The organism is Devosia sp. (assembly GCF_028290645.1).
Taxonomy (GTDB): domain Bacteria; phylum Pseudomonadota; class Alphaproteobacteria; order Rhizobiales; family Devosiaceae; genus Devosia_A.
In genome coordinates this window covers 1-7,829 of the sequence record NZ_JAQGJL010000376.1, presented here as the reverse complement: position 1 = coordinate 7,829, position 7,829 = coordinate 1, and the positions used below count along the sequence as shown (strand labels likewise).

Below are 7,829 nucleotides of genomic sequence, written 5' to 3'. Positions count from 1 at the left end.
GTCATCGGAATCTTGTCCATAGCCGTCTCCATTCAAAAAGAAAGGCTCCCCTGCCAAAGTCATTCGGCAAACCTGCGAAACCGACTTTAGGGGAAGCGTAAGGGGTAAACTGCCTTCGGCGAAGGCTTCGGTCAAGCGCTGCGCTACGAGCGCGCGCGAAGCTTGCATATCGTGGCGGATGGCGCGGAGGTCAAGGGGAGGCGCGCTCGGGCGTCGCGCTGGCCAGTCACCGGGAATAAGGCGTTCGAGGGCGCGGTGCGCGCTGGCAGCCTATGCTGGTTCTTCACCGAAAAACTAGTCGGAAAGGGGCGCCCCGCCAGCGTGGTGGTGGCGGGGCAGTGGTCTCATCTCAGGTCAGGGGCGGTGGAAGGGGGCGTATCGTCCGGGTCACCACCGCCATCGCCGTCGCCGCTGGTCGAGATCAGCGACTGCGTCACCAGGGGAATTCTGCTGCAATGGGTGGTGAGCATCGTCTCGTCGTCGCTGACGCTGTACACGGCGCTGACGAACACTTCGTGGTCATTGTACCAGCGCTTCTCGGACAGGACGAAGCAGCACTGGGCGGTGTGGTCACGGGTGCCGACCAGCGGCCGGAAGCCGGTGCCCTCGAGTGCCACGCGACAGGTCGGGAACTCGTCTTCCTGGATCGCGAAGGCGGGAGTGGCGAACATCAACGCCTGAGCGGCGCCGGCCATTGCCCCAAGCAGCATCAGGGTGCGGCCATGGGCAACGATCTGATTACGGATAGTCATGTTGATACCCTCAATCGGTTGCGTTTCGATGAGGGGGTTAGTGATCCGTTGCGCGTGAACCCGCTCTGAACGCGATATTCAGAACGCGGATTAGCGGAGTGAATTCCGTTCTGAGCAAATCGCCACGTGTGGTCTCCGCTGAAAATGCGGACGTGTCGGCTCTCTGCCGGATGACTTGTCGTGGCTTCGTGATGGTCCCGGTGGCCAGGCGCGCCGTAGTGGCCGCGCTCATCTCGGGACAAAAAGCAAAGGCGCAGCCAGACGGCCGCGCCCTACGCATTCATGCCGATCCGGTGTGGATCAGGACGGCTGGAGGTTGTCGGCGGCGTTCTTGCCGGTCCGCTTGTCCTTGACGATTTCGTAGGTCACCTTCTGGCCCTCGTCGAGGCCGGAAAGCCCCGAACGCTGGACCGCCGAGATGTGCACGAATACGTCAGCCCCACCCTCGTCGGGCTGAATAAAGCCATAGCCCTTCTGGCCGTTGAACCATTTCACAGTGCCGGTAGCCATAAGTAGAGTCCCTTTCGCAGTCTGCCGTGGCGGTTCCCACCCCAATAGGAACCTTTGCCAATCGAATTCTTGGAATGACCTCAGCAGGCGCGTAAGACGCCAGGCACGAAGTGTCGGCCGCAATATTCGACCGTTAACTTGTAGCCGGAAATTTTCGGCCTATCAATACGGCCGTTGGAACGACTTTGCCCCGGCGCGCATGCAGCGCGACGGGTTGCAAACCGATTCGACTTAGTAGTCCTCTCGCCAAAGGGAGTAGGGCGCAGAGGCGCAGAGAAACCGGGCGACTCGGCCCGACGGGCAGCGCCGGCCAGCGGTGCGAACCCAGTGGCCAACCTACGCTCCACCAATGTGACAGCAAAGAGGAAATTCCCGTTCTACCCATCTTCCCGCCGCGACCGGGACGCGCTACATGCTCGACGTCCCGCCTCCGGTGCCAAGCAACTTGCGCGAAATACAGTATTCGTCCGGCGACCTCGTCGCCGACCGCCGCGCGAGCTATGCCGCGGCGCTGGCCTCCGAGCGCGCCTTTGCCGAGGCTGCCGAACTCATGGCGCAGGCGCTCGAACTGGTGCCGCAATGGGTGGCGGGCTGGAACCTCTTGGGCGGCTACCGCGAGGCGGCGGGCGATGTCGCGGGCGCCGTGATGGCCTGGACGCAACTCCTTCATCTCGACGCCCGCGGGCTGTTCGGGGCGCGGCTGAAGCTGGCGGCGCAGGCGGGTAGCGGGGCAGCGCCAGAGCCGGCCTATGTCGAGGCGCTGTTCGACGACTATGCGGCGCGCTTCGAGGAGTCGCTGGTGGCGCGGCTCGGCTATCGCACGCCGGAGACGTTGGCCACAGCGATCGAGCAGGTGATGGCGGTGCGGGGCATTGCACGCTTCGGCAGGGCACTGGATCTGGGCTGCGGCACCGGGCTGATGGGCGCGCGGCTGCGGCCGCTGGTGGATCGGCTCGAGGGCGTTGATCTCTCGGCGAAGATGCTGGCGGTGGCGGCGCAGAAGGGCATTTACGATCGGCTGGAAAAGGCCGAGCTGGTGGCCTTCCTCAAAGGCCAGTCGGTGGCGGCCGAGCTGATCGTCGCTGCCGATGTGTTCAACTATGTCGGGGCGCTGGAGCCGGCGCTGGCGGCGGTGTCGCGAACTCTGCAGCCGGGCGGGATCGTGGCGTTTTCGCTCGAGACCCATGGCGATGACGACGCGGTGCGGCTTGGCCCGTCGCTGCGGTTCCAGCATGCCGTGGAGCCGACGCTGGCGCTCTGCCGGTCGGTGGGGCTCGAGATCGCGGCGGCAGAGCCGACGGTGATCCGGATGGATCGGGGCGTGCCGGTGGATGGGCTGATCGTGGTGGCGGTGCGGGTGTAGGAGGCCGGCCCCCGAGGGACCGGCCCGGTTTCGGATCAGCCCAGGGCCTGCCGGATCGCAGTTTCCACCGGCGAACAATCGCCATCCGGGCGTTCCAGTTGCAAAGGCTCGCGCGGCATAGGCGGCGGTTGGGCCATGAAGCGCGGCACCGTGCCGTGGTGTGGCTGCGCCGCGTGCACGAGGAACGGGTGGCACAGATAGACCGTGCCCGGGCTCCCGGTGGCCAGCGCCTCCGGCCGGTGCGCCGAGGACGCAAAGCCATCGGCCGCCAGCTCACGTAGCGAAAGGCCGGCTTCGCCCGCGGGCGCGAGCTGGCGGGCGATGTCATTATGCGAGCCGACGCGGATGCGGGTGGGGGCGTCCCGCTCGCTCACCTCCGAAAAGAGGAAGAGCATCAGCAGCGCCCGGCCCTTCGAGTTGATATTGGCCCGCCAGGCCATGAAGTCCGTGGGGTTTTCCTCCCAGCCGAAACTGACATCGATGTGCCAGCCGGCGTCGCCCGGATCGTCGGGCGACGGAAAGCGGATCGGGAAGGTGCCGAGGCTGCCACGCGGCAGCCATCGGCCGCGGCCGACCAGCTGGTCGAAAGCGGCGTGGAGGATCGGCGTGTTGGCCGCCGGCCGGAACGGGGCGGCGGGATTGTCGCCGAGGCGAATGACCGGCCTGGTCCAGGTTGACGGATCGTCAGGATCGAGGCCGGTAAGCATCCAGAGGATGGCGCGTCCCTGGGCCGCGACATCCTCGGGGAAGGCGTTGTCGATGCGCAAGAAGCCATCGGTGATGAAGGCGTCGATCTGCGCTGCGGTGAGCGCGGGTGTGTTAGCAGGCATTGCTGTTTCCGAATTCGCATAAGCCCGCGCGACGGTGTCGGCGGGCAGGGCGCCCGAAGGCGCGGCGGTGTGCCGTTGCGGCGCGCTCAGGCGAGCAGGAACACCGATCCGAAATTGCGGATCATCATCATGGCGTTAGCAGCATAGGCAACCGGGCAACGAGGTCAAGCCCGGAAGCTAGCCCGCGGCGATCTCGGCAAGGCGCGCCGCAACGACGCGCCGGACGAGATCGAGCGGGACCGGCCTGTCGAGGGGGAACCGCAGCGTCCCCTTCGCCTCCCTGTACGGGGCGAGGTCGGCCTCGAGCGCGGGGTCACCGCGGGGGATCGGGTAGACCGAGAGGTGCTTCTTCCAGCCGGCGAAGTAGATCACGTAGGTGCCGGCCTGCTTGAAGGTGGCGATGCCGTAGCTGATGGTCTCGCTGGCCTCGGGCGCCGCGGCGCGGATGGTGTGGCGGAGCTGCTCCAGCAGCGCCTGCACCTCGGGCGGGAAGCCGGCGATGTAGGTGTCCATGGTTTCGGGCATTGGCGGTTCTCCCTCAGGTCTTGGCGACTGCGCGTCGCCGGTCTGCAGTGATCAGGGCGAAGGCGACGCCGCCGAGAATGCCGATCGAGGCGATGACGAGGCGCGGCGTCAGCGGCTCGCCGATCAGCAGCACGCCGCCGGCGGCGGCGATGGCCGGCACGGTCAATTGCACGATGGCGGCGCGGGTGCGCGTCAGCCTCGGCAGCGCCGCATACCAGATGGCGTAGCCAAGCCCCGAGGCGATGGCGCCGGACGCGACTGCATAGGCGAGGGCCGCGGGGTTCAGCGGGTGCATCACGAGCCCGGCAGCAATCAGCACGATCGCGACGGGCAGGCAGCGGATGAAATTGCCGGCAGTATCGGTGAGCGGCGATTGCGAGCTGCGGCCGAGCAGGGTGTAGGTGGCCCAGCAGAGGCCGGAGGCGACCATTAGCAGCGTGCCGAGCGGCGGCGGCGCGACGAGGCCGGGTGAGACGAGATAGACGAACCCCGCCGACGCGATGGCGAGGCCGAGCCATTCCAGCGCGCCGGGCCGATCGCCCTTCAACACTGCCCAACCGAGAATGCCGATCTGCACGCTGGCAAAGAGGATCAATGCTCCGGTGCCGGCGCCCAGCAAGATGTAGGCGATGGAGAAGGCGAGCGCATAGCCGAACAGCGCCGCTGCAGCGGTCCAGCTGCCGCCGAGCTGGATGCGCTTGCCCGGTTGGCGGAGCGCCAGCAGGGCGAAGAGGACAATGGCACCGGAAGCGAGCCGGACCCCGGTGTAGCTCAGCGGCTCCGCATCCGCGGTGGCAAAGGCCAGCCGCGCCAGCACCGAGTTGGCGGCGAAGGCGAGCATGGCAATTGCGGTAAGCACGGCAATTCGCACCCGGGCGGCTCCGAGCTACGGGGGAGTTGGCTCAGTATGCCGGTTTTGCGGTGGTGGTCGAGGCTGGGCGCGGCCGACGAGGCAAGCTGGGACCTGTGCAGAATGAGTGGGAGCGCACTTTGCTGGTCTACCGCGATGGTGCGGTATGCCGCATGTATCAAGAACGACTACATCCCGGATTTGAGACATTAGGCACCGAAAATGATCGAGATTGCGCGTCGGCTACACCTGGCATTGCCCTCCGGATTACAGGACGTGGAGGTCCTGATTGAGGGGCCAAGAGAGCGGCGGGGCTACTGGATGTGCTCCTACAAGATCGGGTGGCCGGAAGGGGCGAAAGTGGCGGAGGCGCGGGGCGCCGATGGCGTGCAGGCGCTCTATCTCGCAATGGAGGCGATCGCCCTCAATTTGTACGGGAGCGAGTATCACCGCAGTGGGGAACTCTACTGGCAGAAGCCCGGCAAAGGATACGGCTTCCCGATGCCGAAGCCGGCGAGGGACGACCTGATCGGCGACGATCGCGAGTTGCAGGTCTAGCGGCGAGGCGAGGCGTCTTCAGGCTTACCAGTCCACGCTGTACGGCGGTGGCAACACGCTAGCTAGACGGCGGCGTGTGGCGGCCTCGAAGGTTTCGGGCCACTGGATGCCGAGCTTGGTGTAGAGCTCCTTGGCGCGCGGGAAGAAGGCGCGGGCGAGGGTGAGGTTGGCCTCGATGGCGGAGTCGCGCGTGAGGGCCGGCAGCGGGATCGAGGCGAGGAGCGCCATGCGGTCGGCGTCGAGGACGCGGCTAAGGTGCAGTGCGCCGCCCGAGTCGGGCAGGTTCATTTCGAGGATGAGCAGGTCGGTCAGGAAGCGCCGAAGGAAGCCGGTGCCGCTTGCGGCCATGAGCTCGATCTCGCCGCGCCCCAGGGCCACCGGGAGCAGGCCGAGCACGCGGATGAACTCGTTGGTCGTTGCCTGCAGCTTGGCCGGGTCGATACCGCGGACGGGCAGGGTGGATGGCAGGCTTGGCAGGATATCGTCACGGTCGATCAGCGTCTTCAGCCGGTCTTGCGTGCGGCGGCCGAGCCGGTCCGGCGCGACGATGTCGAGGTCGCAACGCAGCCACTCGTCCGTCACCGCATTCAGCACCAGCGCCCAGGGGAGGCGGTTCCAGTAGACGATGGGCACGATGGCCTCGAGCGCGCCACGCCAGTCGGCCGCAACCGCCTCGTGGTCGGCGGGCGCAACGACCGCCAGCAGATCGACGTCGCTATACTCATCCGCCGTTCCCCGACCGAAGCTGCCGGAGAGGAAGAGGCCACGAATGCGCTGATCGGGCTCGAGGGCGTCGGCGATACGGTTGATAAGGGTCTGCTGGTCCATCGGCTGCCCCGCTAGCTGGTGGTGGTGTCGGTCCTTCGCAGTCTCGTCGCGTCTTCGTCTCGGTTGATCAGGCTGCGAAATAGTCCTGCAGCGGCCGCACTGTCAGGTTGCCTTCGCGGTAGGCGATGATGCCTTCCACGGCTGCTACGGCGCCCGGGATTGTCGTATAGTACGGGATCTTGCCCATCAGCGCGGTGCGGCGGATGTCGCGGCTGTCGGTGATCGATTTGGAGCCGTCGGTGGTGTTGATCACCAGCTGCACGCCGCCGTTCTTCATCGAGTCGACGATGTGCGGGCGGCCTTCCAGCACCTTGTTGACCTTGGTGGCGGCGATGCCGTGCTCCACGAGGTATTTATGGGTGCCGGAGGTGGCGACGATCTTGAAGCCGGCTTCGATGAGGTGGCGCGAGAAGTCGAGGATCAGCGGCTTGTCGTCGTCGCGCACCGAGATGAACACGGTGCCGTCGCGCGGTACCTTGGAGCCGGCGCCGAGCTGCGACTTGGCGAAGGCCATGGGGTAGTCGTAGTCGAGCCCCATCACCTCGCCGGTCGACTTCATCTCGGGGCCGAGCACGGTATCGACGCCGGGGAAGCGGTTGAACGGGAAAACCGCTTCCTTGACCGCCACGTGATTCAGTTTCTTCTCGACGAGGTTGAAGCTCGCGAGGCTCTCGCCGGCCATGATGCGCGAGGCGATCTTGGCAATCGGCTGGCCGATGACCTTGGCAACGAAGGGCACGGTGCGCGAGGCGCGCGGGTTCACTTCGAGGATGTAGATGGTGCCGTCCTTGAGCGCATACTGGACGTTCATCAGGCCGCCGACCTTGAGGTTCAGCGCCAGCTCGGTGGTCTGGCGCTTTAGCTCGGCGATGACCTCGTCGCTCAAATGCTGCGGCGGCAGCGAGCAGGCGCTGTCGCCGGAGTGGATGCCGGCTTCCTCGATGTGCTCCATGATGCCGCAAACGAAGACGTCCTTGCCGTCACTTAGGGCATCGACGTCGATCTCGATGGCACGGCTGAGGTAGCCGTCGAACAGCAGTGGGTTGTCGGAGAGCACCGAGTTGATCTGGCCGGTCTTGTCGTTGGGGTAGCGGATCAGGATGTCAGGCGGCACGAGGCCGGTGAGGGTATCCTGCACGTAGCGCTCGAACTCGTTGGGCGAGTGGACGATGGCCATGGCGCGACCGCCGAGCACGTAGGACGGGCGGATGACCAGCGGGTAGCCGAGACGCTCGGCGACGAGGCGGGCCTGCTCGAGCGAGTAGGCGATGCCGTTCTTGGGCTGGCTGAGTTCGAGGCGGTTGACCAGCTTCGAAAACAGGTCGCGGTCTTCGGCGAGGTCGATGGAACCGGGCTGGGTGCCGAGGATCGGCACGCCGGCGCGCTCGACGGCATCGGCGAGGTTGAGCGGGGTCTGGCCGCCGAACTGGACGATGACGCCGTGCAGCGTGCCGTTCTGCTTTTCGGTTTCGAGGATCTCGATGACATCTTCCTCGGTGAGCGGCTCGAAATAGAGGCGATCGGAGGTGTCGTAGTCGGTCGAGACCGTCTCGGGGTTGCAGTTGATCATGATGGTCTCGTACCCCGCGTCGGCAAGGGCGAAGGATGCGTGC

Annotated in this window: 9 protein-coding genes; 2 read left to right on the top strand and 7 right to left on the bottom strand. The window is 66.1% G+C overall.

Annotated features, from left to right (window positions below):
- Positions 1-344: 344 nt before the first annotated feature.
- Both JWQ89_RS20075 and JWQ89_RS20070 read right to left on the bottom strand, forming a co-directional pair.
- Positions 345-752, bottom strand: a complete 408-nt coding sequence (locus tag JWQ89_RS20075) for a hypothetical protein (protein WP_299644010.1) — start codon at positions 750-752, stop codon at positions 345-347.
- 300 nt (positions 753-1,052) lie between these two features.
- Positions 1,053-1,262, bottom strand: coding sequence for a cold-shock protein (locus tag JWQ89_RS20070; RefSeq protein WP_299644008.1), 210 nt, complete (start codon positions 1,260-1,262; stop codon positions 1,053-1,055).
- A gap of 412 nt (positions 1,263-1,674) precedes the next feature.
- Here JWQ89_RS20070 and JWQ89_RS20065 point away from each other — a divergent pair, with 412 nt between their 5' ends.
- Entirely contained in the window at positions 1,675-2,625 is a 951-nt protein-coding gene (locus JWQ89_RS20065; protein ID WP_299644006.1) for a methyltransferase, read from the top strand.
- Between the two features lie 35 nt (positions 2,626-2,660).
- Here the strand turns inward: JWQ89_RS20065 and JWQ89_RS20060 are convergent, their stop codons facing one another.
- From JWQ89_RS20060 to JWQ89_RS20050, 3 genes are all read right to left on the bottom strand, one after another.
- Positions 2,661-3,455 (bottom strand): phytanoyl-CoA dioxygenase, encoded by a 795-nt coding sequence (locus tag JWQ89_RS20060; RefSeq protein ID WP_299644004.1) that lies wholly within the window; start codon positions 3,453-3,455, stop codon positions 2,661-2,663.
- Between the two features lie 177 nt (positions 3,456-3,632).
- The gene (locus JWQ89_RS20055; RefSeq protein WP_299644003.1) at positions 3,633-3,980 is read right to left on the bottom strand and encodes a DUF1801 domain-containing protein; all 348 of its coding nucleotides are present in this window, start codon (positions 3,978-3,980) and stop codon (positions 3,633-3,635) included.
- Positions 3,981-3,993: 13 nt separating this feature from the next.
- Positions 3,994-4,851 carry a DMT family transporter gene (locus tag JWQ89_RS20050; RefSeq protein WP_299644001.1) on the bottom strand — a complete coding sequence of 286 codons (858 nt, stop codon included), beginning with the start codon at positions 4,849-4,851 and terminating at the stop codon, positions 3,994-3,996.
- A 255-nt stretch (positions 4,852-5,106) separates the two neighbouring features.
- Here JWQ89_RS20050 and JWQ89_RS20045 point away from each other — a divergent pair, with 255 nt between their 5' ends.
- Positions 5,107-5,388: a hypothetical protein gene (locus JWQ89_RS20045; RefSeq protein WP_299643999.1), complete on the top strand. Its 282-nt coding sequence runs from the start codon at positions 5,107-5,109 to the stop codon at positions 5,386-5,388.
- A 24-nt stretch (positions 5,389-5,412) separates the two neighbouring features.
- On the opposite strand, the gene JWQ89_RS20040 is transcribed toward JWQ89_RS20045, so the two are convergent.
- Both JWQ89_RS20040 and carB read right to left on the bottom strand, forming a co-directional pair.
- Positions 5,413-6,216, bottom strand: a complete 804-nt coding sequence (locus JWQ89_RS20040; RefSeq protein WP_299643996.1) for a nucleotidyltransferase domain-containing protein — start codon at positions 6,214-6,216, stop codon at positions 5,413-5,415.
- Between the two features lie 67 nt (positions 6,217-6,283).
- Positions 6,284-7,829 (bottom strand): carbamoyl-phosphate synthase large subunit (carB, locus tag JWQ89_RS20035; protein WP_299643994.1); only part of this gene is annotated, 1,546 nt, incomplete at its 5' end.

What these genes read in the sequence shown, in the direction of transcription:
- JWQ89_RS20075 (WP_299644010.1), bottom strand. Translation starts at nt 752, where the DNA reads ATGACTATCCGTAATCAGATCGTTGCCCATGGCCGCACCCTGATGCTG.
- JWQ89_RS20070 (WP_299644008.1), bottom strand. Translation starts at nt 1,262, where the DNA reads ATGGCTACCGGCACTGTGAAATGGTTCAACGGCCAGAAGGGCTATGGC.
- JWQ89_RS20065 (WP_299644006.1), top strand. Translation starts at nt 1,675, where the DNA reads ATGCTCGACGTCCCGCCTCCGGTGCCAAGCAACTTGCGCGAAATACAG.
- JWQ89_RS20060 (WP_299644004.1), bottom strand. Translation starts at nt 3,455, where the DNA reads ATGCCTGCTAACACACCCGCGCTCACCGCAGCGCAGATCGACGCCTTC.
- JWQ89_RS20055 (WP_299644003.1), bottom strand. Translation starts at nt 3,980, where the DNA reads ATGCCCGAAACCATGGACACCTACATCGCCGGCTTCCCGCCCGAGGTG.
- JWQ89_RS20040 (WP_299643996.1), bottom strand. Translation starts at nt 6,216, where the DNA reads ATGGACCAGCAGACCCTTATCAACCGTATCGCCGACGCCCTCGAGCCC.